This is a genomic window from Veillonella magna (assembly GCF_959600285.1).
In the GTDB taxonomy this organism is placed as follows: Bacteria; Bacillota; Negativicutes; order Veillonellales; family Veillonellaceae; genus Veillonella_A; species Veillonella_A magna.
The window spans coordinates 79562-100843 of sequence record NZ_CAUGKU010000002.1; the positions used below are offsets into that span (position 1 = coordinate 79562).

Annotated in this window: 23 protein-coding genes and 1 tRNA gene; 22 read left to right on the forward strand and 2 right to left on the reverse strand. The window is 44.2% G+C overall.

Translation table 11 applies throughout. The annotated features are described in order from the left end of the window. Window positions 1-73 precede the first annotated feature (73 nt). The gene (tpx, locus tag Q5873_RS01880) at window positions 74-589 is read right to left on the reverse strand and encodes a thiol peroxidase (protein WP_303059049.1); all 516 of its coding nucleotides are present in this window, start codon (window positions 587-589) and stop codon (window positions 74-76) included. Window positions 590-727: 138 nt separating this feature from the next. Between tpx and Q5873_RS01885 the strand changes: the two genes are divergently transcribed. The 14 genes from Q5873_RS01885 (at window position 728) to Q5873_RS01950 (ending at window position 13405) form a co-directional block, all read left to right on the forward strand. Beyond that, complete coding sequence (locus Q5873_RS01885; RefSeq protein ID WP_303059050.1) at window positions 728-2485, forward strand: ABC transporter ATP-binding protein; 1758 nt, start codon at window positions 728-730, stop codon at window positions 2483-2485. A 44-nt stretch (window positions 2486-2529) separates the two neighbouring features. Continuing rightward, window positions 2530-4248, forward strand: a complete 1719-nt coding sequence (locus Q5873_RS01890) for an ABC transporter ATP-binding protein (protein WP_438364089.1) — start codon at window positions 2530-2532, stop codon at window positions 4246-4248. 28 nt (window positions 4249-4276) lie between these two features. Further along, entirely contained in the window at window positions 4277-5080 is an 804-nt protein-coding gene (locus Q5873_RS01895; RefSeq protein ID WP_288301153.1) for a TrmH family RNA methyltransferase, read from the forward strand. After that, the gene (gene larB, locus Q5873_RS01900; protein WP_303059052.1) at window positions 5077-5829 is read left to right on the forward strand and encodes a nickel pincer cofactor biosynthesis protein LarB; all 753 of its coding nucleotides are present in this window, start codon (window positions 5077-5079) and stop codon (window positions 5827-5829) included. The genes Q5873_RS01895 and larB overlap by 4 nt, the downstream gene beginning before the upstream one ends. A gap of 212 nt (window positions 5830-6041) precedes the next feature. Beyond that, window positions 6042-6494, forward strand: a complete 453-nt coding sequence (gene larC / locus Q5873_RS01905; protein WP_303059053.1) for a nickel pincer cofactor biosynthesis protein LarC2 — start codon at window positions 6042-6044, stop codon at window positions 6492-6494. A gap of 197 nt (window positions 6495-6691) precedes the next feature. Continuing rightward, window positions 6692-7549, forward strand: coding sequence for a ChbG/HpnK family deacetylase (locus Q5873_RS01910; protein ID WP_303059054.1), 858 nt, complete (start codon window positions 6692-6694; stop codon window positions 7547-7549). Further along, window positions 7546-8553 (forward strand): lysylphosphatidylglycerol synthase transmembrane domain-containing protein, encoded by a 1008-nt coding sequence (locus Q5873_RS01915; protein WP_303059055.1) that lies wholly within the window; start codon window positions 7546-7548, stop codon window positions 8551-8553. Before Q5873_RS01910 ends, Q5873_RS01915 begins: the two co-directional genes overlap by 4 nt. 18 nt (window positions 8554-8571) lie before the next feature. Next, window positions 8572-9021, forward strand: a complete 450-nt coding sequence (locus tag Q5873_RS01920) for an ACT domain-containing protein (protein ID WP_028255920.1) — start codon at window positions 8572-8574, stop codon at window positions 9019-9021. A gap of 124 nt (window positions 9022-9145) precedes the next feature. Next, window positions 9146-10435: a homoserine dehydrogenase gene (locus tag Q5873_RS01925; RefSeq protein ID WP_288189898.1), complete on the forward strand. Its 1290-nt coding sequence runs from the start codon at window positions 9146-9148 to the stop codon at window positions 10433-10435. Between the two features lie 8 nt (window positions 10436-10443). After that, window positions 10444-11361, forward strand: a complete 918-nt coding sequence (gene thrB / locus Q5873_RS01930; protein WP_288189899.1) for a homoserine kinase — start codon at window positions 10444-10446, stop codon at window positions 11359-11361. Window positions 11362-11451: 90 nt separating this feature from the next. Beyond that, window positions 11452-11528 (forward strand) — tRNA-Pro (locus Q5873_RS01935). Window positions 11529-11568: 40 nt separating this feature from the next. Continuing rightward, entirely contained in the window at window positions 11569-12438 is an 870-nt protein-coding gene (gene htpX / locus Q5873_RS01940; protein ID WP_028255917.1) for a zinc metalloprotease HtpX, read from the forward strand. Between the two features lie 12 nt (window positions 12439-12450). Beyond that, window positions 12451-12861, forward strand: coding sequence for a nucleoside-diphosphate kinase (ndk, locus tag Q5873_RS01945; RefSeq protein WP_303059056.1), 411 nt, complete (start codon window positions 12451-12453; stop codon window positions 12859-12861). 37 nt (window positions 12862-12898) lie between these two features. Beyond that, entirely contained in the window at window positions 12899-13405 is a 507-nt protein-coding gene (locus Q5873_RS01950; RefSeq protein WP_205087100.1) for a cob(I)yrinic acid a,c-diamide adenosyltransferase, read from the forward strand. 96 nt (window positions 13406-13501) lie between these two features. Here Q5873_RS01950 and Q5873_RS01955 read toward each other — a convergent pair whose 3' ends face one another. Further along, on the reverse strand, window positions 13502-13825 hold the full coding sequence (locus tag Q5873_RS01955) for a hypothetical protein (RefSeq protein WP_205087101.1): 324 nt from the start codon (window positions 13823-13825) through the stop codon (window positions 13502-13504). 165 nt (window positions 13826-13990) lie between these two features. Here Q5873_RS01955 and cobU point away from each other — a divergent pair, with 165 nt between their 5' ends. The 8 genes from cobU to Q5873_RS01995 are packed head-to-tail and all read left to right on the forward strand — an operon-like array spanning window position 13991 to window position 21221. Further along, window positions 13991-14566, forward strand: a complete 576-nt coding sequence (gene cobU / locus Q5873_RS01960) for a bifunctional adenosylcobinamide kinase/adenosylcobinamide-phosphate guanylyltransferase (RefSeq protein ID WP_303059057.1) — start codon at window positions 13991-13993, stop codon at window positions 14564-14566. Continuing rightward, entirely contained in the window at window positions 14559-16079 is a 1521-nt protein-coding gene (locus Q5873_RS01965; RefSeq protein ID WP_288760037.1) for a cobyric acid synthase, read from the forward strand. The genes cobU and Q5873_RS01965 overlap by 8 nt, the downstream gene beginning before the upstream one ends. Next, a complete protein-coding gene (cbiB, locus tag Q5873_RS01970; protein ID WP_303059058.1) occupies window positions 16079-17056 on the forward strand; it encodes an adenosylcobinamide-phosphate synthase CbiB in 978 nt (325 codons plus the stop codon). Before Q5873_RS01965 ends, cbiB begins: the two co-directional genes overlap by 1 nt. Then, window positions 17053-17808, forward strand: coding sequence for an adenosylcobinamide-GDP ribazoletransferase (cobS, locus tag Q5873_RS01975; protein WP_303059059.1), 756 nt, complete (start codon window positions 17053-17055; stop codon window positions 17806-17808). The genes cbiB and cobS overlap by 4 nt, the downstream gene beginning before the upstream one ends. A gap of 51 nt (window positions 17809-17859) precedes the next feature. Continuing rightward, the gene (locus Q5873_RS01980; protein WP_303059060.1) at window positions 17860-18738 is read left to right on the forward strand and encodes a GHMP family kinase ATP-binding protein; all 879 of its coding nucleotides are present in this window, start codon (window positions 17860-17862) and stop codon (window positions 18736-18738) included. 23 nt (window positions 18739-18761) lie between these two features. Further along, a complete protein-coding gene (locus Q5873_RS01985) occupies window positions 18762-19901 on the forward strand; it encodes a pyridoxal phosphate-dependent aminotransferase (protein WP_303059061.1) in 1140 nt (379 codons plus the stop codon). Continuing rightward, on the forward strand, window positions 19864-20499 hold the full coding sequence (gene cobC / locus Q5873_RS01990; RefSeq protein ID WP_303059062.1) for an alpha-ribazole phosphatase: 636 nt from the start codon (window positions 19864-19866) through the stop codon (window positions 20497-20499). Before Q5873_RS01985 ends, cobC begins: the two co-directional genes overlap by 38 nt. Window positions 20500-20519: 20 nt before the next feature. Beyond that, entirely contained in the window at window positions 20520-21221 is a 702-nt protein-coding gene (locus Q5873_RS01995) for a pseudouridine synthase (protein ID WP_303059063.1), read from the forward strand. Window positions 21222-21282: the final 61 nt, after the last annotated feature.

Sequence of the window (21282 nt, forward strand, 5' to 3'; positions counted from 1 at the left end):
ACATCTCTTTTTATTTGTACTAATTGTTAATCAGCCGTAATATGCATGACGGCGATATGTGTTACCCTATAAATTAGAGAGCAGCTTTAGCGGCTTCTACAGCAGCATCGAAGTTTACAGCATTAGTTACTTCCGGAACATATTCAACGTAAGTAACTTTGTCGTTTTTGTCAACAACAACGATACCACGAGTCAAAAGACGAAGTTCTTCAATTAAGAAACCATAGTTAGTACCGAAGCTTGCATCTTTGTGGTCGGACAAGGTAACAACGTTGTCAACGCCGGCAGAACCGCACCAACGTTTCTGTGCAAACGGCAAGTCCATAGATACAGTCAATACAACAACGTCATCGGAAAGAGCCGTTACATTCTGATTGAACCAACGAGTCTGAGCATCGCATACGCCGGTATCAAGAGACGGTACAACGGAGAAAATTTTAACCTTGCCTTCGTAGTCTTTTAAGGTTTTTACTGCCAAACCATTATCAAGCAAAGTGAAGTCAGGGGCTTTGTCGCCTACTTTAACTTCTTTGCCTACGAGAGTCATCGGGTTGCCAACAAAAGTAATTACACCAGTACGTTTTTCCATGGTTACTAAACCTCCTATATTTCACATCTTAGAAAAGAATACAATATCCTCTATCAATTGATAGTGTAGCATGATAGAATAGAAAAGTAAATCGGAATTTAACGATATAATAAACTTACTGATAAACGAGGAGTTAAAATGAGCAAGTTTTCTTTGTTTAATCAATTCTTTAAAGGCTATGGGCACATATATCTTTTAGGGGTATGTATGCTGATAGCCATTGATATTTTATTCTTGTGGGTACCTAGGTTGACCGGGGATGCCATTAATACGTTGTATTATGGTAAGGAAGGACTGACACATTACATTTGGTTGTTTGTGCTTGTCGCCGTTGTGGTTACTGTATTAAAGTTTTCATCCCGGCATTTACTGTTAGGATCCATACGGCGTTTTGAATTTTTGTTGCGTCGTCGCTTATTTGATCATGCCTTATATATTCCGACTGCGTATTACGAAAAGAACGGTCCCGGCAAGGTAATGGCCTTGATGACAAACGATGTTACCACGTTGCGCGTATCCTTAGGGTTGGGCGTAATGATTTTCGTAGATGCCATTTTTTTTGGTATCTTTTCATTCTTTCTCATGGCGAAGCAGGTATCGGCGCAATTGGCCATGACCATATTGACTCCCATGCCGTTTATCGTGGTAGCCATGCTGGTGTTAAGCCGTCGTATGCGTCGTAAGCAACGGGAAGCGCAAAATACGTATAGCGATTTGACGGAGTTTGCCCAAGAGTTATTCTTAGGTATGCCGGTAATCAGGGCATTTAATCGAGAACTTACCAGTTTACATCGCTTCATAGGTACCAACCGTACAAATTACGAAAAAAATATGAAGGTAGCTTTACTCGATGCGTTGTTGGCACCGGTTACCTATGTGGCTCCTTTTATTTGTTATGCCATTGCCATTTATGTATGTGGTAATCTTATTATTACCAACGAGATAACGGTTGGTGATTTTGTTGCCATTAATGGCTATCTCATTCTTATCATCGGTCCAATCATGGGGATTGGTTCCTTAGCATCGGTGCTGCAAAAAGGCTTTGCGTCTTTGGATCGTCTGTCCGATTTTTTAGCATTGCCGGAGGAAGTACCGGGTGATGAAACGGATGAGTTGAATCCGGCACCGTTACAGGTGCGGCACCTGACATTTGCATATCCGGAAACGACGGCACCGGTATTGCAGGATGTGACGGTCGATATTGAGGAAGGCGCGTTTATCGGTATTGTAGGCGGGCCGGGATCGGGAAAATCGACATTGTTCAAGTTGCTGTTGCGTTTGTATGATACGCCGCAGGGAACACTGTATATCGGCAATGAAGATATTACGACAATTCCTCTCAGTGTACTTCGACGCAGCATTGCCTATGTACCGGCGGAAACCTTTTTGTTAGGTACATCCATTGCCGATAATATTACCTTTGGTGAAGAAGCATCTCGTCATATTACCTTGGAAGAAGCAGCTAATCGTTCGGCGCTGCGTCGTGATTTATGGAATCGTATTCACGACAATGCGGCATTGCGTGAAGGCGGAGCGGATTTATCCGGCGGGCAAAAGCAGAGAATTAATATTGCGAGAGGATTATATAAAAATGCACCGTACTTATTGTTGGATGATAGCTTCTCGGCTTTAGATACGGTGAGTGCGGCAGGTATTATCAAGACATTGCGCAGAGGCCGACGTCAAACGTTGCTATTTATTTCGCAGCGACTGGAAGCCTTACGTGAAGCCGATCGAATTTTAGTATTTAAAGAAGGACGCATTGTGGAAGCCGGTACTCATGAAGAATTGTTGAGCCGTAATGGTGAATACTGTCGCCTTTATGCGCAACAACTACAAGGAGCAACACAGGGGAACAGTGAAGGTGCGTCTGGCAAAACGGAGGTGAACCCGTGATACATTATAAAGAAGAACGACCTAAACAAAGCGGCGATTGGTTGATGTTGCGTAGATTGGGTTCGTATATTAAGCCTCACGGTAAGCTTCTGATTGTGGCTGCCTTGTTTCTGGCCGTATCATTGGCGATGGAATTGATTCGTCCGTTACTCTTGAAAGGAGTTATTGATGAAGCTTTCCCGGAACGGAATGTAGGCATTATCATGAAATATGCAGGCTTATATTTCGGGTCGGTTATCATCAGTATGATCGCGCTGTTTATTGAAAATTATACATTACAATCTTTTGGTCAGCAGATTATTTATGAAATCAGAAATGTGGTATTCACTAAGCTAATCAGTCGATCACCGGCACATTTTAATGAGCTGCCGATCGGTAATTTGGTTACGCGCGTTACTAATGATACCGAAGCATTGCGGACACTTTATACCGATGTGGTGCTCAAACTTTGCAGCAGTAGCCTTATGATTATAGGTATATTGATTTCCATGTATTTCCTCAGTGTTCCGTTGGCATTGGTGGTATCCGTGTTGTTACCGCTGATGGCCGTGATTATCTTTGTATACCAAAAATACGCACGCAAGGCATTTCGCGGTGTACGCAGTAAATTGGCAGCCTCCAATACATCGGTACAAGAAATGCTGAATTTCATTGTCATCATAAAGTCGTACTTAGGCGAAAAGATTATGGCTAAACGCTACGATGCGGTAAGCCGAGAATTTTTGGCAGCGGGATTATTCGAAGTAAAAACCTTTGCCATTTTTCGCCCCATCGTGGATGGTCTTTTATTTGTAGCTATCATTGCTATTTTCAGCTTTACGAACTGGTTTGACGGTGTAACGGAAGCGGGGACGGTATTTGCCTTCCTGCGATATATCAATAAATTTTTTCAACCGTTAAAAGACATTGCGGATAAATATAATCAGCTGCAAAGTTCATTAGCCGGTGCGGAACGATTAGTGCCGATTATTAATGAAATAGAAGATGTACCGATTGAATCGGTAACGGTGCCGGATGAATTGATTCCGGTAAAGACAATTTCCTTTGAACACGTTTATTTTTCATACAATAATGATGATAACTACGTGTTAAAAGATATTAACTTTACTATACACGGCGGCGATTTTATCGGTATTGCCGGTCCTTCGGGTGGTGGGAAATCGACGCTGATGAGTTTGCTGATGGGATTTTACCGACCTACGAAGGGGTCCATTCGCATTAACGGCTATGACATTGCCGACTATGCACCGGCCGTAATTCGTGAGATAATGGGATATGTATTTCAAGATAGTCACTTGTTTAAAGGAACGATTCGTGAGAATATAACATTATATGATACGGGCATAAAGGATTCGGATATTCAAAAGGCTACCGAACAGGCGCATTTGCATCATCTTATCGAACGGTTGCCCAATGGCTATGACACGCCGGTAGGATATTTGGGATCCTTGCTGTCGACAGGACAAAAGCAACTACTGGCATTGGCCCGTGTATTGGTGCGGGCGCGCAGCATTCTTATTTTTGATGAAGCGACGGCGAATATCGACAGTCATACCGAAGGGCTGATTCAGGAGTCGATAACACGTATTCGCGGCGAAAAAACAATCATCAGTATTGCACATCGCTTATCGACTATCCGCGGTGCCGACTGTATTTATATTATTGAAAACGGAGAAATTTCGGAGCGAGGAACTTACGAGGATTTGATGAGTATCAAAGGTGTTTTCTATACATTATGGACGACGCAACTGCGCAATGCGTAGATGATCGTATGAAGGGCATGGAGTAAATATGGAATATATACAGTCTAAAGATAACGGAACGGTGAAGCATATTGCTTCGTTACAACGAAAAAAGTTTCGGCGACAATATAAAGAATATATCGTAGAAGGCTGGCGGTCTGTTTTGGATGTGCTGACAACAGGGCAAGTTAAACTGATTGCTATATCCGACGAAGTTAACAATGAAGCGGTGCAAGCCATGGTAGATGCGGCACATGACGCACAGTGCCGCATAGTACGTGTCGCTGCCGGATTGTATCGCATGTTGGAAGAGACGGAAAACGGGCAAGGGGTATTGGCTGTAATGGCGCAGCAGTCGGCAGATATTTCTATGTTCCGGCCGGATGCATGCAGTCTACTTATTGATGAGGTACAGGATCCCGGCAATTTGGGAACAATTTTACGAACGGCGTTGGCCGCCGGGGTGACGCAGATTTTGTTAACCAAGGGTTGTGTGGATCCGTATAATGCGAAGACCGTTCGCAGTACGATGAGTGCATTAAGCAAGGTAACCTTGTTTGAGCAAGTGACGGTAGAGGATATTAAATCACTTTGCACAACACATCATTTAACTGTATATGCCACTGCGTTAGATGAAGCAGAGCCATATCGTGCAGTCGATTATGAAACGCCGGTGTTACTTATGATGGGAAATGAAGGACGCGGCGTAAGCGACGAGTTCTTTGCATTGGCACATCGGCGTATCACTATTCCTATGTACGGCCCCATTGAATCGTTAAACCTGGCAGTGGCTACGGGACTGTGCCTATTTGCTATCAGAGAATCCATAGAGGAAAGGAAGCGTATGGAATGAAGGATGAAAGCATAGAAGCTATATTGGCGGCTGTCAAGGCAGGTGATATGTCGATCGAAGCGGCGAAGCAGCAACTGATGATACCAAAAGAAATACATTTGGAAGGTGCTGTCCTTGATTTGCAGCGCGCGTCCAGACAAGGTTTTCCGGAGGTGGTATACTGCGAAGGCAAAACAGACGAGCAATGTGTGACTATCTTTAAGGCTCTTAATGAACGTTATGATACATTTATGGGAACGCGAGCACGACCGGTTCTTTATGAGCTGTTGAAAGATGAAATCCCGGATATTCGCTACGATGAAATCAGTCGTATTTTGTATGTGCAGCGCAATACACGTAATGTAAACGGAGACAGAGTGATTGCTGTAGTCACTGCAGGAACCAGTGATATTCCGGTAGCGGAGGAAGCTGCCTTGACGGCAGAGCTTATGGGGAATACGGTACGCCGCGTATATGATGTGGGCGTAGCCGGTATTCATCGCCTGTTCAATAGATTGGATGATATTACATCGGCTAATGTGGTTATTGTCGTAGCCGGTATGGAAGGTGCGCTGGCCAGTGTGGTAGGAGGTCTTGTGACCAAGCCGGTTATTGCCGTACCAACCAGCGTAGGATACGGAGCCAGTTTTAAAGGCATGACGGCACTGCTGGCCATGCTTAATTCCTGCGCCGCCGGTGTAGGTGTTGTTAATATCGATAATGGTTTCGGTGCGGGGCGTATGGCTCATGTTATAAACAGCTGCCGATAATGCTGTGAAGATACGTTTGTCGGCATTGGCTGTTGTAATAGAAATGTATCTGACCGTATTGGCTGCCAGATAATTTCATCGGTGACCGTTGTGTAATTTAATAGGTAGATTATAGGATGACCGCTCGTCTTGGGATGGGCGGTTTCATTGTAATCTGTTAAAATTATCCGTATGCTATGATAATAGTTTATAAAAGAAAAGGATGTGTACCTATGATGAGTGATACGAGTAAAGATGCCTTAATCAAGATGGAAGCCAATATAGACAACATGAACCCGGAACAATACGGCGGTCTATTGGAGCGTTACTTACAAGCAGGTGCAAATGATGCATGGATGACACCGATTATTATGAAAAAAGGACGACCGGCGATTATGCTAAGCATTTTATGTCGCAAGGAATTACTGGATACTATGCGTGATATTACGTTTCGACACACCACGACAATCGGTATGCGGTATACCCCGTATGAGCGCTTTGTATGTGAAAGGGAGTTTCGCACCGTTACATTAGGTCACGATGTGGTGCATGTGAAGGAAGCATTTTGGCAAGGAAAGCGCGTTAATATATCGCTTGAATACGAAGATTTAGCAGCTATTGCCGAAAAAGAAGATAAACCGATAAAAGAAATCGAAAAAAAGGTATGGCGTTTATTGTCGTTATAGTGTACAATTATCCAGTGTTGTATATAAGAGGTGGACAGGCTGCCGGTACAACAAAGACATACTTTGTTACAGCCTATCTTCTATAAGAAAATAAAAATATACAAAGTTATTTGCAAAGATATATTGCCAATTCTGTTTGTGTTTGATAGAATAACATATATCCTCTTTGAATGAACAAAGATAGAGGAGGCATTAGCATGAATCATTCTAAGCTTATTGTAAATGCCGATGATTTCGGTCTTCACAGCAGTGTTAACAAAGCTATTGTTGAAGGACATCGGCGAGGAATTATTACAAGTACATCATTGTTGGCTTCCGGAGATGCTTTTGATGAAGCAGTGGAGTTGGTTAAGGAAGTGCCTACGCTGGGTATTGGTATACACGCGGCATTAGTCGGTGGACTGCGTCCGGTGTGTGCACCGGACGAGGTTCCCTCCTTGTTAGTTAACGGACGTTTTCCCGACACCTATACAACATTTATGAAGCGTGTAGCCGAAGGTCTTGTTAATTTTAATGAAGTACATCGGGAGTTGGAGGCACAATGCAAGCGTATCGTTGATACGGGATTGAGGATAACTCATATTGACGGACATCAACATTTACATGTATTGCCGCAGGTGGCACCTATGATTGCGGAGTTGGCTGCTAAGTATGGTGTGTCCCGAGTGCGAGTACCGTCGGAACAGCGACTTTTCATGAATGGTATCAAGGATTGGGGGCGCTATGCAGGAAAACTGGCGTTGACGGAAATGGCCGAACGGGCGCGTTGTACTTTTAATCGGTTTGGTTTATGCTCTACCGTATATTTCTGGGGTATGATGGCCGGAGGTCAGTTGAATGAGGAGCGTCTGGTAACAATCATAGATAAAGTGACCTCCTTGCCAGGAACGCATGAGATTATGACACATCCCGGTATGGACGAAGATATACTAGGACATCGCTTTAATTGGGGCTATCATTGGGATGATGAGCTGGCAGCTATGTGCAGCGCTCGTTGTCGTGCCCGTCTTAACACGTGCGGTGTGGAATTAATAACGTATGGAGAATTGGAATGAATAAAGTAGCCAAGCGAGGTTGTATACTCGGTGGCGTGTTGGTGTGCATTTCTGCAATTACTATTTATGCAACGGTTGATATCAATTCTCTAAAAACATTGGGTACGTTCAATTGGGAATCGCTGTTATTTGCTGCTATAGCGTTGGCTATAGGTATGTATTTTGATGGCTTGCGATTACAGCGGTTAGTAAAAATCGGTGGATATTCCTTGCCGTTGCCGGCGGTGCTCCGTGTTATTTTCGGCAATTATTTTATGGCGATGTTGACACCGGGAGCTAGCGGTGGTGCAGTAGCACAGGTATTAATACTAAAAAGCTATGGCGTGCCGGTGATGAAGGGTGCTCCGATTGTTTTGATACGTACTGTATTTTCAATTTTATTTTTGGTAGTTATGCTGCCCATTATATTTATTTATGATGCTATATCCATACCCTATATTTCGAAGGAGGCCTTAGTGCGCATTTCGTTTGTGTTGATGGTATGTGCTATTGCTGGTTTATACATATTGCAAACAAATCTAATGAAGCAATTGGTATACCGGTTGGCTACCATGACAGGGCGAGGATCTCCAAAGGGATGGTTGGCTAAGCTATCAGAATTGAATGAAGGATTTAGCCTAATTTATGCTAAGCCGTGGCAATCATTGTTAGTGTTTGTCGAATCCGGTGCAAGTCTGTTGTTCTTATATGCTATAGCACCGGCATTGATGGTGGCGTTTACGCATCAAATTGATATAATCGCGATTTTAAATCGTATGATATTGTTAAATTTAATCCTTTATTTTGCACCGACACCCGGGGGGACAGGTGTGGCGGAAGGATTATTCATATATTTGTTTACGGCGTATTTACCTGTCGGGACAGTTGGGTTAGTGGCTGTAGGTTGGCGTATTGTAGCGGAGTATATACCCTTTTTTATCGGTATGTATTCAGTCTTTACCCTGTACGGCCGTCAATTCGTGGCGGGGACAATTACGGACGCCGAAGGTGCAGATCATTCGTAAGAAAGTGGAGGAACGAGTATGGCAAAGCAAAAGAAAGACAAGTTTTACTTAGTTCAGGAGGATATTCTTCCGGAAGCAATTAAGAAAACCATTAAAGTTAAGGAAATTTTAAAGCTCGGTGAAGTGCGTACCATTAACGAAGCCGTGGAAATGATGGACTTAAGCCGTTCCGCATACTACAAGTACAAGGATTACGTATTCCCGTTCTATGAAATTGCGCAAGGAAAAATTGTGTCCATTACGATTTCCATGTCTAATGAATCCGGCATGCTTTCCAGCATTCTTCGTGCTATTGCGGAAGCAAACGGTAGTATTTTGACAATCAATCAGGATATTCCGTTGCAGGGAATTGCAAATGTAAGCATCGCTTTTGAAACGAAAGATATGCGTGGTTCTTTGGAGGATTTGCTCAACGGCATTCGCTCTATGCGCGGTATCATTCGTGTTGAAATTTTAGGTCAAGCGTAAATAGTGAGCAGTACTTTGATGATGTGTAACCATCATGAGTACATTTACGGCGTAGAGGCCCCGACCGGAACCGGCCGGGGTTTCTATGTATATAAAATTGTAAAAGAAGAGAGAGGTTTTGTATATGAAAGAAGTCGAGGTAGCTCTGTTAGGATTCGGTACGGTGGGAAGCGGAACGTTTTCGTTGTTGCAGACCAATGCCGAATTGATTGAAAATCGATTGGGGGTACGCCCTCATGTATCTAAAATTTATGTTCGTAACCCACAGAAGTATACGGATGTTACATTGCCGGAAGGAACGGTATTTACCGATTCGGTAGACGATGTATTGGGTGATGAAACGATTCGTATTGTTGTTGAAGTTATGGGGGGAACTACATTTGCCAGAGAATGCGTGGAAAAGGCACTTAAGGCTGGGAAAAATGTAGTGACTGCCAATAAAGATTTGCTGGCAGAGGCAGGACCATATTTGTTGGATTTAGCTTCCAAAAACAGAGTAGACTTACGATATGAAGCCAGCGTATTAGGTGGCATTCCTATTATTCGCACATTATATGATTCCCTGGGTGGTAACAAGATTAGCGAGCTCGTAGGGATCATGAACGGTACGACAAATTTTATTTTGTCTAAAATGACCGAAGATGGTAGTAACTATGATGAAGTATTGGCCGAAGCGCAGGCGTTAGGATATGCGGAGGCGGACCCCACAGCTGACGTAGAAGGGCTTGATGCCGCACGTAAGTTGGCTATCCTATCATCGATTGCGTTTAATCGCCGTATATTCTTTGAAGATGTGCATGTGGAAGGGATTACTAAAATTGACTCTACCGATATTGCCTTCGGCGAGGAATTCGGATATACGATTAAGCTATTAGGTATTGCGAAGGAAACGAAAAAAGGTCTTTCCTTAAATGTGCATCCTGCATTTATTTCCCAGCAACATCCGTTGGCAGCGGTACGTGGTTCGTACAATGCGCTATATGTAAAGGGGAATGGTATTGATGATGCTATGTTTTACGGTCGCGGCGCCGGTAGTTTACCTACGGGCAGTTCCGTAGTCAGCGATATTATGGAAGTAACCAAAAATGAAGCGGCACAGGCTACGGGAAAATTGACGCCGTTCTTTTACCCGGATAAGAATCTGTATGCATCGGGCAAAATCGAATCATCGTATTATATGCGTCTCTTAGTCGATAACTCTACCGGTGTATTGGCTAAGGTAGCATCTAAATTAGCGGAGCAACGCATTTCCGTTCAAGCGGTTATTCAACGTAATGAGGATGCACAAACAGCTACCTTGGCCATCGTCACATCTATCTGCCCGCGTTCGTACATCCTGAATGTTATTAATGCATTTAATAAATTGCGTGTAGTCAAGGAAGTCGGTAGTGTCATCCGCATTATGGCGGACTAGGAGGAATTATGATGTCTATCGCTGTTAGAGTGCCTGCTACCAGTGCAAACTGCGGGCCCGGATTTGATTCGTTGGGGTTGGCGCTGGCCATGTACAATACATTTACATTTACACCGATGGAGGGTGCTGATACATACAGCTATACCTTTCAAGGATTAGGTGCCGATATATTGGAGCAAGAAAATCCGGAAGATAACTTGATCGGCGAATCTATGAAGAAGTTGTTTGCCGTCGTAGGTGAGGAAGGTGTGTTCGGACGCATCGATGTGTCGATTGCCATTCCTCCGGCACGCGGTTTGGGCAGTAGCTCTACCGCTATCGTGGCTGGTTTAATGCTGGCGAATCGATTAGTTAAAAAGCCACTCAGTAAGGAGGCCATGTTGGAGCTTGCCAACGAAATGGAAGGGCATCCGGATAATGTAGCACCGGCTTTATTGGGGGATTTAATTTGTGCTGTTCAGGATGGAGCAGCAGGGCTTTGCTATGGAAAGATTTCGGTACCGGATTCCTTGCGCTTTGCCGTAGTCGTGCCGGATGTGTTGGTATCAACCGAGTATGCACGTAGTGTATTACCTACGCAGATTGCTCATAAAAAAGCAGTAGCCAATGTAGGGAGAGCGGCTTTATTGGTTACAGCCTTGCAACAAAACAAGCCTGAACTGTTGGCTGTGGCTTTGGAGGATATGCTTCATGTGCCGTACCGTAAGGAATTAATCCCTTGTTGCGATGAGGTTTTTGCAGCAGCACGGGAAGCCGGCGCTTACGGAAGTACTATCAGCGGTTCCGGATCGACATTGATTGCCTATTGCAACGAATCCACGGCTCATCAGGTAGTAGAGGCTATGGTACAAGTATTTTTGCGAAACGGTATTGAGTGTATCGGGGAAGTGCTTACGGCAGATGCAAACGGCGCCGATTATATTTAATCGGCTGCCGTTACAGGCTTCTTGTTTTTGAAAAAATTTTTTTAAAAAATTCATAACGTTTTCATAGATTTTGTGATATAATAATTTCATCGGGACGTAGCTCAGTTTGGTAGAGCGCTACCTTGGGGTGGTAGAGGTCGCAAGTTCAAATCTTGTCGTTCCGACCATTTTTATATTACGAACAAAAGAAATGAGGCAAAGAAACAAATGAACAATGTAAAGACGGCTGTGTTGCTAGCATTGATGACGGCGTTGTTGATGGTAATCGGGCAGTTTGTCGGCGGCAGAGGTGGTTTGATTACCATGTTTGTCGTTTCCATGGGGATTAACTTCTTCAGCTATTGGAACAGTGATAAGGTTGTTTTGAGTATGTATGATGCTAAGCAAATCAGCGAGGCTAACAATCCTAATTTGTATCACATGGTACAGCGGTTGGCCAAGAACGGTGGTTTGCCTATGCCTAAGGTATACATCATCAATTCGCAAGTTCCTAATGCATTTGCAACCGGTCGTAATCCGGAGCATGCTGCAGTGGCTGTTACAACGGGAATCATGGATTTACTTACGGATGATGAAATTGAAGGTGTTTTGGGCCACGAGCTGACGCATGTTAAACATCGCGACACGCTTATTAGTACGATTGCTGCCGGTATGGCCGGTGTAATCAGTATGGTGGCAAACATGCTTCAATTTTTTGCTATATTCGGACGAAGTGATGACCGTGAAGAAGGAGCTAATCCGATTGCTATGATTGCAACGATTATTCTTGCTCCTTTAGCTGCAGCACTGATTCAGATGGCTATATCCCGCTCCCGTGAATATTTAGCCGATGAAGGCGGTGCCTATATGAGTGGCAAACCATTGGCGTTAGCATCTGCATTGGCTAAGATTGAACATTACTCTAAATACGGCACGTTGCCGCAGGTAAGTACTTCGCAGGCAGAAGCAACAGCACATATGTTTATTATTAATCCGTTGGGGAGTTTACGTTCTTTCTCGGCATCGCTTTTCAGTACGCATCCACGCACGATGGATCGTATAGCGCGATTAAAAGAACTGGCTCAACGCATGCGTTAGGAGGATGACGGCATGGAACACACATTGGTTTTAGTTAAACCGGATGGAGTACGGCGCAATCTTTGCGGTACTATATTGGCACGCTATGAGGCAAAGGGCTTGACAATCAGCGCGTTAAAGCTTATGCAGGTGCCTCGCGAATTAGCGGAAAAACATTATGCGGAACATGCGGAGAAACCGTTCTTCGGAGAATTGGTTGACTTTATTACGTCCGGTCCGGTGTTGGCAATGATTTTGAGCGGTGAAAACGCAGTGGCTGCGGTTCGGCAACTCAATGGCGCTACGAATCCGTTGGAAGCTGTACCGGGGAGCATTCGCGGTGACTTTGGTCTTGCCATTAATGAAAATGTGGTTCATGCGTCCGATGCGGTTGCTACCGCACAGCGTGAAATAGCTCTTTGGTTTCCGGAATTCACGGAGTAATACGTACCAAAGACGTTGTGATTAGGAGGGATGACCTATGGCTTCTAATGTATATACTAAAACAGGTGATAAAGGTTCCACCAGTCTTTATACAGGTGAACGTGTTCGCAAATCATCGCTTCGTGTTGATGCATACGGCACTATTGATGAATTGCAATCATGTCTCGGTGTGGCAAGAGCTTTTTCCGAACATGAAGATATTCAGCAGGTTATCTACAATATAGAAAAGACCTTGTGGTTGCTGATGGCAGATATTGCCAGCATGGGTAAAGAGCCTAATATTACGGAAGATAATATTACTGAGTTGGAACACATCATTGATAGCTATGAAGCTAAGATGGAACCGCTTACTAAATTTATCGTTCCCGGCGATAAGAAGAGCTCTGCGTTGCTTCATCAGTGCCGCACGGTAACCCGTCGTGCCGAACGTGCGTTGTGGCGTGTAGTCGATAATGATGAACCGGTACATGCCGTAGATATTCGCTATTTGAATCGCTTGTCCGATTGTTGCTACATGTTGGCACGGGCAGAGTTCGAATTGTAAAAAAGTAATCACATACGGAAGATATCATTGTATAGTGAAAATAAAAAGCTATGGCTGTTTATACGGCCATAGCTTTTTTGTTTCGGTGTTGCATTATTACTTGCTTAACACATCTTCCGGGCTGGGGTAGAAGAAGAAGAGGGTATTAATTTCATATTGGAATTTTTCTCTGATTTTAGCGGATAATAAGGTTTCAAATTGAATGATGTCATCGGAACTCATCACACCGTCTTCTACCAAAACGGTCAGTTGTGGCTCCACTTCGGGTGCTCCTTCAGGTAATGCTTCCGGCGGAAGGGGAATAGAGACAATAAGACGGGCGCTGGCTAAATAATTATTGTTTTGATCGGTAACCATCATGCGATAAGTATTCTCCCATAAGGTAGCCATCATTTTTACATTTACATTTGTTAATTCCATAGATCTTCTCCTTAACGGCTCTCTGCATGTAATCGGTAACAATTGTGATATGAACAGTCTTCATGATTAGGGGTGGCAGGGAGCCTTGATTTAGGTTTATAATAGTACGTGCATGTATTATAATACTCAAAATGAGTAAGCTTGTACAGACGATAGGTAGATTTTATGAGTAAGATTATTTTATGTACCGGCGGGGCACGCAGTGGCAAAAGTGAATTTGCAGAGCGTTTGATTACCGCAAAAAAAGGAAACTATGTATATGTAGCTACCGGTCAAGCCTTTGATGATGAAATGCGCGACCGCATCGCTCGACATCGAAAGCGCCGTGGTACGCAATGGAAAACCTTTGAAGTACCGGCGGATTTACCGGCAGTTTGGTCAAAGATACTACACAGCGGCGAACGCATTCTTGTCGATTGTCTTACGATGTATTGCACCAATGCCATGTTGGCGGCCGGTGATTTAGAAACACAGGAAGACTATAATAGATTGGAAGCACAGGTACTGCAGGATATAAAACAAGTATTGACCGCCACAAGGAACGTCAACGATTGTATGGTGGTATTTGTTACTAATGAATTAGGATTGGGTGTAGTCCCGGAAAATCGATTGGCACGACTGTTTCGCGATTTGGCAGGCAAGGTAAATCAAACCGTGGCCGAGGAAGCAGATCATGTGTATATGACTCTCAGTGGTATCAGCATAGATATAAAAGCGTTGGAGGTAGATGTAAATGGCTAAGAAGCTCATGTTTCAGGGCACTAGTTCAAATGTAGGAAAAAGTATTTTAACAACGGCGCTATGTCGTATTTTTTATCGTCGCGGTTTAAAGACGGTTCCTTTTAAGGCACAGAACATGGCTTTAAATTCCTATGTCACTAAATGGGGCGATGAAATCGGTCGTGCGCAGGTGGCACAGGCAGAAGCTGCCGGTATAGATCCTATTGTACAGATGAATCCCGTACTTTTAAAACCTACGGGGAATCAATCGTCGCAGGTGGTGCTTATGGGGAAACCGGTAGGTGTCTACAGCGCTAAGGAATATCATACACACTACTCGCTGACGGCGTTGGATAAGGTCAAAGAGAGTTTGGCCTTCCTTGATGACAATTACGATATGATTGTTATTGAAGGGGCAGGCAGTCCGGCCGAAGTAAATTTGAAGGCGAATGATATTGTCAATATGCGGGTGGCTAAAATGGCAAATGCACCGGTTATGCTCATCGCTGACATTGACCGCGGCGGGGCCATTGCTTCCGTAGTGGGGACGTTGGAATTGCTGGAACCGGATGAACGGGCGTTGGTAAAAGGAATTGTAATTAATAAATTCCGTGGTGATGTAACCTTGTTGCAGCCGGCATTGGATTTTATTGAAGAAAAGACCGGTGTTAAAGTGGTTGGTGTTATTCCGGCAATTAATCGATTGGATATTGATGAAGAGGATTCGGTTGCTCTGGAATATAAGCACACGGCAACGAATCGGGATATACAAATTGCTGTTATTCAAACGCCGAAGATTTCCAATTTTACCGATTTTGATGCATTGGCCTATGAACCGGATGTAGCCGTACGTTTCGTTAAACCGGGAGAGCCTATCGGTACACCTGATTTGGTGGTTCTCCCCGGATCTAAAAATACAATCGCTGATTTAACCTATCTGTATGAACAGGGCTATGCAGACGAGATTAAAGCATTGTCCGCTAGCGGCGTACCGGTACTGGGCGTATGCGGCGGTAACCAGATGTTGGGAACCGTGATTTACGATCCGGAACATATGGAAGGCGATGTGGATGAAATGAAAGGTCTCGGTTTGTTGCCAACGGCTACGACAATGAAGGGGACAAAGACAACACATCAAGTAGAATTCGATGCAAAAGAATTGATGTTCCTCGGCGAACCTTACAGCGGTACGGGTCTTAGAGGCTATGAAATTCATATGGGGGATACGGTTCCTACCGGTGAAGCGACGCGTTGTTTTAACATTAAGACGAGAAGCGAACAGCCGGTGGATGTAATCGACGGTTTTATTACGACGGACGGCAATGTGATGGGCACATATATTCACGGTATTCTTGACAATGACGGCTTGCGTCGCCATATTATCAATGGATTGCGCAAACGAAAAGGTTTGGAACTATTACCGGAAGTATTCCATTACTTTGAACATAAAAATGCCTCCTACGATCGCCTGGCAGATATTGTAGAAAAGCATCTTGATATGGACTACATTGATAGAATTGTGGGGCTGAAGTAATGGAGTGGTTTACAATTAATGCCTACTATTTTATTCCTTTGTGGGCATTCTTGCTGGATTGTCTTGTCGGCGATCCTCGGTCCTCGTGGCATCCCGTTGTTCTTATCGGACGCGTTATTAGTTTTTACGAGAAGCTGTTATACCATGCAGAAGATTCGCCGGAGCGTAAATTACTGTGCGGAGGGGCTACAGTTATACTTACGCTGGTTACGGTAACAGGCGTCGCCTTTTTGCTGCTAATGTTGGCCGGCTCTATTCATTTCTGGGTTGCCTATGTATTGGAAATACTCATTGTGTACATTACCATCAGCCCTCGTTCATTGGCGGAGGCCGGTGCCGAGTTGGCCGGTTTGTTGGCACGTAAACAATTAGCTAAAGCACGTCAGCGTGTAGGCTGGATAGTGGGGCGCGATACGACGGAGCTTGACGAAAGTGAGATTACGCGAGCTACTATCGAGACGATTGCGGAAAATACCGTGGATGGTATTGTATCTCCACTGTTGTTTTTCGGGTTCTTCGGCCCTTTGGGTGCCTTATTCTATCGGACGGCTAACACGATGGACTCTATGCTGGGATACAAGAATGAAAAATATTTGTATTTTGGTAGAGCTGCTGCACGATTCGATGATGTAGTTAACTTTATTCCGGCGCGGATTACTTTATTTTTATACTTGGTCGCTGCATTGATTACAGGACATGATGCGAAAAATGCGTGGCGTATTGCTAAGCGTGATGCAGCCAAGCATCCAAGCCCTAACGGCGGCTACGCAGAAGCACCGGTGGCCGGAGCACTTCATATACGTTTAGGTGGTTTTAATAAATATGGTGATACCATGACATTCCGCGCATATATGGGAGATGCGGATATTCCCATGCGCGGTATTCACATTAAGAAGACAATCGGCATGATGTATATTTGCACGATATTGGCCGTGATTACGGCTACGATAATTTCAAGAGTAGTGGTGATGATATGAATGCATTTTTTATAGGCCTTCAATTTTTGACGCGTCTAAAATTAGTAAATCAAACGGAATGGACTGTGGAAAGCTTTGGCCGCAGCGTACTGTTTTTCCCTTGGGTTGGCGCCGTTATCGGTGGCTGCATGGCTTTGGTATATATGCTGTTGGGGGGCTATCTGGATCCGTCACTAATGGCATTGCTGTTGGTTGTATTTGAGTTTTCGTTTACCGGTGGTCTTCATGCGGACGGATTTATGGATACCTGTGATGGTTTGTTTTCGGGAAGGGATCGAGAACGTAAACTGGAGATTATGAAAGATAGTCGTGTCGGATCCAACGGTGTGGTCGGCTTTGTGTTCCTGACAGCTTTAAAATGGCAGCTATTAACGCATATTCCGGCGGAAAGTATGATACCGGTATTGCTTTGTATGCCTATACTCAGCCGTTATTCTTTGGTACTCAGCATTCGTCTGTTCCGCTATGCCCGACCGGAAGGAATGGGAAAGGCCTTTGCCGTATATTCACCATCATACACATTGTTGGTGGCAACGATATTTGCATTGCTACCAACATTTCTCTTTACGTGGGATTATGTCTTGTTTCTAGGATTGACGATAGGTATAAATCTTATTTTAAATGCATATATTTCTAAGCATTTAGGCGGTGTTACCGGTGATACCTACGGTTTTGTTGTAGAATCAACAGAAATTATATTACTCTTTATCGCTGTAGTATTAATAGCTGTTGTTGGACCCTTCGCATCGTAGTAAGGCGATTAAGAGTAAATGATGTATAGTAATAAATAGGAGGAAAGAGGTATGGCCTATTTTGTGCGTGCCCCCGGAACCTGTGGTGAATTTATTCAAGGTTCTATCGATGGACACCCTTTTTTGGTGACCTGCCCGATTAATCGGTATTCGTATGCTATCAGTAAGGTAGCACAGCCGTTCCCCCATATGTTTTGTTCGTTACAACCAAAAGCGGCATTGGCTCGAAAGCGGGTACTCGATTTGCTTCGCATTCCCGTTGCTTGGGGTCATTCCGTATATACACGATCTGAAATTCCCCAGGGAAAAGGAATGGCTTCCAGCAGTGCCGATATTGGTGCTACGGCTATGGCAACCGGGTTAGCACATGGACATCGGTTGACATTAGATGAGCTTGCGACAATTTGCTTATCAATCGAACCCAGTGATGCTTCCTTTTATCCGGGGATTGTTCAGTTTGACTATATTCACGGTACGATGGCAAATCCGTTAGGGCATTGTCCGCCGCTGAAAATTATTATTTTTGATGAAGGGGGCAGCGTAGACACATTGACTTTTAATGCCCGCGCTGATTTGCGTACTTTAATTGCCGAAAAGGAAGAGCTTATAAAAGAAGCACTCCATCTCTTTAAAGAGGGAATGGCTATGCACGATATCTCCCTTATCGGACAAGCGGCCACTATCAGCTCGTTTGCCAATCAGCGCATTTTGCCTAAGCAAAGCTTATACACTTTACATGAAATCGGCGATCAATTCCATAGTGTAGGTACGATTATTGCACATAGCGGAACTATTATCGGATTGCTGTTTCCCATTGATTTCAGCGGTGAAGAGGCATGCATTGCCGAAGTGAAAGCAACCGTACCTCATGTGCGTTACTTAGATACCGTAGAGACGACAAATGAAGGTATTACATTTATGAAACGTTAAACATGGCTTTTGAGGAGGCAAGGATGGAAAGGAAAAACTTACACGGCGGTAATATTTATAAATTTGCTGCGGCCAAGGGTATTGTACCGTCGTCTGTTGTTGACTTCAGTGCCAATATCAATCCGTTGGGAATGAGTGCTGTTGCTAAAGAAGCATTGCTCGCAGGGGTTGATGGTTGTATTCACTATCCCGATCCGGGCGAGGAATCATTGCGCCGCGTGGCTGCCAATGTATTTGGTGTGTCGGCGGATATGATTTATTTCGGTAACGGTGCAGCAGAGCTTTTATATGCGCTGACACGACTTCATACTTTGCGGAAAGCCTATGTGCCGGAACCCGGTTTTTCGGAATACCGTGAAGCCGCCGGTACGGCGGGACTGACTGTTGTCGGGTATGCCATGAAAAGAGAAAGCTACGAGCAAGGCTATCGATTTACGCCGGACTACGAGTACCTGGAAAAACAACTGACGGAAGAAAGGGAGCCGGTGATTGTATTTTTAGGTAACCCAAACAATCCGGACGGAAGCTTGGTACAACCGGAAGAAGTACTGCGCTTAGCAAAAGCAGCGACTAAGACAAACAGCTTGATTATGGTGGATGAGTCATTTATAGAATTTACCGATAGCAGCACATCTATGCGATTGTATATTACTACGCATCCGCAACTGGTGGTACTACATTCGTTGACAAAATTTTATGCCATACCGGGCTTGCGCTTGGGGATGCTTTTTTATGGCGGCCGGGCACATCGTGATGAGCTGACATCCTATATCCCCGCTTGGTCGGTGAATCATTTGGCACAATGTTACGGACAGACAGCATTACTGGACACACGCTATCAAGAATTATCGCGTACCACAGTAATGACTGAAAAAGAATATTTGCATGATGCATTCAATGCCTTTCCTTTTATTAAAACGAGTCACCCCAGTGTTAACTTCATGCTTTGCCGCTGGCTGCCCACAACACCGTCCATCTATGATATAATAGAGTATCTGGCCGACAAAGCGTTACTTATACGCGATTGTGCTGCGTATGAAGGACTCGGGACGGGATGGTTTCGAGTAGCCGTTAAGGACAGAGATGCTAATAATTTACTCATTCATTATATAAAGGAGTTTGCCTATGAACACAATTTATTTAGTACGACATGGACAGACTGAATGGAATTCGATTGGACGATATCAGGGGAATACGGACATCCCTTTGAGTGAAGTAGGCATTGCCCAGGCAAAGGCATGCGCTGAAGCAATGGCTGATATTCATATAGACCGTATTATTTGCAGTGATTTGTCACGGGCAAAGGTAACAGCGGAAGCGATTCTTGGCAATCGGGACATCCCGTTTACCGTCGATGCACGATTACGTGAAATCAACTTCGGCCATTGGGAAGGATTGACTTACGATGAAATTCAGGCACGCTGGCCGGAAGCGGTACACACCATGTATTGCAGTCCGGAAAAAGTTAAAATTTCCGGGGGAGAATCCTTCTTTGAAGTTCAGCATCGTGCATGGAGTGCTTTAGAGGATGAAATGGAAAAGGCCGTCGACGGAGAGACTATTCTCGTCGTAGCTCACGGCGGTACGAACAGAACACTTATCTGTAAAATGTTAAATCTATCGCTTCACTATGCATGGAATTTAAGCCAAGGTAACACTTCCATCAGTCGCGTTGATTTTTATGGCTTAACAGAAAATGACCACAATACGCTGAGCCTGCTAAATGATACGAAGCATTTGGCAAATGTTACAATCGGGTAAAATGTAGAGGTACAAGAAATATGCGAATTGATAAGTGGTTGGCTAATAAGGGACGGGGAAGTCGTAAAGAAGTGCATCGCCTGTTAAAACAAGGCGTGGTTACGGTGAATAATGTCGTAGTCACTGCTAAAGAAACGGCGATTGATCCCGAGAAGGATTGTGTGGCCGTCAATGGTGAGCCTGTTTCTTCGCAGACAATATATTACGTTAAATTGCACAAGCCCGCTGGTTACATCACGGCTGTAAAGGATTCGCGACCGACAGTGATGGATATTCTGCCGCAAGAATACGCATCTATGGGGGTTGTTCCCGTTGGACGCCTTGACAAGGATACAGAAGGATTGTTGCTTCTTACCAATGATGGGCAGTGGGGACATAGAGTGATTAATGGACGCAAGTCAGTTCCCAAAGTGTATACCTTCACATATGAAGGGATACTCAGTGAGGAGGGACTCCATCGAATTAGGACAGGAATCACACTGGGAGACGGCACGATTTGCAAACCGGCAGAGATTACGTTGCTGGATGATAATAGGGGACGCATCACAGTGGAAGAAGGAAAATATCATCAAGTGAAGCGGATGATAGGCGCTGCCGGAGGGATAATTACGTATCTCAAACGCTTATCGGTAGGAACGATTACGTTGTCCGGTATTGAAGAGGTCGGCCAATATGACTTTCTTACAGAAGAAGAGATTCACCGATTCAATACTAATCTATAAATTCATAGACTATTTTATGTAGTCAAATGTATAAAATTGTGGTATTATAAAGTGAATTTAT

What these genes read in the sequence shown, in the direction of transcription:
- ndk (WP_303059056.1), top strand. Translation starts at nt 12,451, where the DNA reads ATGGAACACACATTGGTTTTAGTTAAACCGGATGGAGTACGGCGCAAT.
- thrB (WP_288189899.1), top strand. Translation starts at nt 10,444, where the DNA reads ATGATGTCTATCGCTGTTAGAGTGCCTGCTACCAGTGCAAACTGCGGG.
- Q5873_RS01885 (WP_303059050.1), top strand. Translation starts at nt 728, where the DNA reads ATGAGCAAGTTTTCTTTGTTTAATCAATTCTTTAAAGGCTATGGGCAC.
- cbiB (WP_303059058.1), top strand. Translation starts at nt 16,079, where the DNA reads ATGGAGTGGTTTACAATTAATGCCTACTATTTTATTCCTTTGTGGGCA.
- Q5873_RS01950 (WP_205087100.1), top strand. Translation starts at nt 12,899, where the DNA reads ATGGCTTCTAATGTATATACTAAAACAGGTGATAAAGGTTCCACCAGT.
- Q5873_RS01980 (WP_303059060.1), top strand. Translation starts at nt 17,860, where the DNA reads ATGGCCTATTTTGTGCGTGCCCCCGGAACCTGTGGTGAATTTATTCAA.
- Q5873_RS01920 (WP_028255920.1), top strand. Translation starts at nt 8,572, where the DNA reads ATGGCAAAGCAAAAGAAAGACAAGTTTTACTTAGTTCAGGAGGATATT.
- Q5873_RS01985 (WP_303059061.1), top strand. Translation starts at nt 18,762, where the DNA reads ATGGAAAGGAAAAACTTACACGGCGGTAATATTTATAAATTTGCTGCG.
- larC (WP_303059053.1), top strand. Translation starts at nt 6,042, where the DNA reads ATGATGAGTGATACGAGTAAAGATGCCTTAATCAAGATGGAAGCCAAT.
- Q5873_RS01910 (WP_303059054.1), top strand. Translation starts at nt 6,692, where the DNA reads ATGAATCATTCTAAGCTTATTGTAAATGCCGATGATTTCGGTCTTCAC.
- Q5873_RS01890 (WP_438364089.1), top strand. Translation starts at nt 2,530, where the DNA reads ATGTTGCGTAGATTGGGTTCGTATATTAAGCCTCACGGTAAGCTTCTG.
- cobC (WP_303059062.1), top strand. Translation starts at nt 19,864, where the DNA reads ATGAACACAATTTATTTAGTACGACATGGACAGACTGAATGGAATTCG.
- cobS (WP_303059059.1), top strand. Translation starts at nt 17,053, where the DNA reads ATGAATGCATTTTTTATAGGCCTTCAATTTTTGACGCGTCTAAAATTA.
- htpX (WP_028255917.1), top strand. Translation starts at nt 11,569, where the DNA reads ATGAACAATGTAAAGACGGCTGTGTTGCTAGCATTGATGACGGCGTTG.
- Q5873_RS01955 (WP_205087101.1), bottom strand. Translation starts at nt 13,825, where the DNA reads ATGGAATTAACAAATGTAAATGTAAAAATGATGGCTACCTTATGGGAG.
- Q5873_RS01895 (WP_288301153.1), top strand. Translation starts at nt 4,277, where the DNA reads ATGGAATATATACAGTCTAAAGATAACGGAACGGTGAAGCATATTGCT.
- larB (WP_303059052.1), top strand. Translation starts at nt 5,077, where the DNA reads ATGAAGGATGAAAGCATAGAAGCTATATTGGCGGCTGTCAAGGCAGGT.
- cobU (WP_303059057.1), top strand. Translation starts at nt 13,991, where the DNA reads ATGAGTAAGATTATTTTATGTACCGGCGGGGCACGCAGTGGCAAAAGT.
- Q5873_RS01965 (WP_288760037.1), top strand. Translation starts at nt 14,559, where the DNA reads ATGGCTAAGAAGCTCATGTTTCAGGGCACTAGTTCAAATGTAGGAAAA.
- Q5873_RS01915 (WP_303059055.1), top strand. Translation starts at nt 7,546, where the DNA reads ATGAATAAAGTAGCCAAGCGAGGTTGTATACTCGGTGGCGTGTTGGTG.
- tpx (WP_303059049.1), bottom strand. Translation starts at nt 589, where the DNA reads ATGGAAAAACGTACTGGTGTAATTACTTTTGTTGGCAACCCGATGACT.
- Q5873_RS01925 (WP_288189898.1), top strand. Translation starts at nt 9,146, where the DNA reads ATGAAAGAAGTCGAGGTAGCTCTGTTAGGATTCGGTACGGTGGGAAGC.
- Q5873_RS01995 (WP_303059063.1), top strand. Translation starts at nt 20,520, where the DNA reads ATGCGAATTGATAAGTGGTTGGCTAATAAGGGACGGGGAAGTCGTAAA.